The sequence below is a fragment of the Zestomonas carbonaria genome (assembly GCF_904061905.1).
GTDB classification, from domain to species: domain Bacteria; phylum Pseudomonadota; class Gammaproteobacteria; order Pseudomonadales; family Pseudomonadaceae; genus Aquipseudomonas; species Aquipseudomonas carbonaria.
Genome location: NZ_CAJFCI010000112.1, coordinates 1 through 552, shown reverse-complemented (window position 1 = coordinate 552; position 552 = coordinate 1). Strand labels below are relative to the sequence as shown.

Below are 552 nucleotides of genomic sequence, written 5' to 3'. Positions count from 1 at the left end.
GGCAACCGGTATGGACAATGGGCTATCGGCGATGAGCTTCGAAGAGCCTTTGCTCGACTGCCTGAGCCCGAACGCACTCGGGGGAAAAACATTGGCAAGCAGATGCTCGAGTGCGCCTTGTCGCAGGAACTCCCAGAGGCAGGATACTCATTGGGCATGGAGTACCTGATCAACAGACCTGGTGAACAGGATACACATACGGCCTTATTGTATTTCCAGAAAGCTGCCGCGTTGGGGCACAAGGCCAGTCTGTACCGGATTTACTCAATGTTCGAAGCTGGCGAAGATGGTGTCGATAAAAACCCCGAACTCGCCGCGTGCTACTACAAACTCCTTGAGCAAGTACGTACTGATCCCAGCAAGCGTTTCCCCGATATCGACACCCTCTGCCCCCTGCCGCCGGCGCCCGCCCGCGCCGCCGACAGCGGCCAGTCCGCCCCACGCGCCGGTATCTGGTTCAAGGCCGGGGACCCCGGCGTGATGTTCCGCGCCGCCCTGGGCGATGTCCTGCCCACCTATCGGGGAGTACCGGTGCATTGGGAGTGGGAACAG

The 552-nt window shown here is 60.1% G+C and carries 1 pseudogene; it reads left to right on the top strand.

Going from position 1 to position 552, the window contains the following annotated elements:
• Window positions 1–156 precede the first annotated feature (156 nt).
• Window positions 157–552, top strand: a pseudogene (locus PSEWESI4_RS24905) (sel1 repeat family protein); the annotation flags it as partial.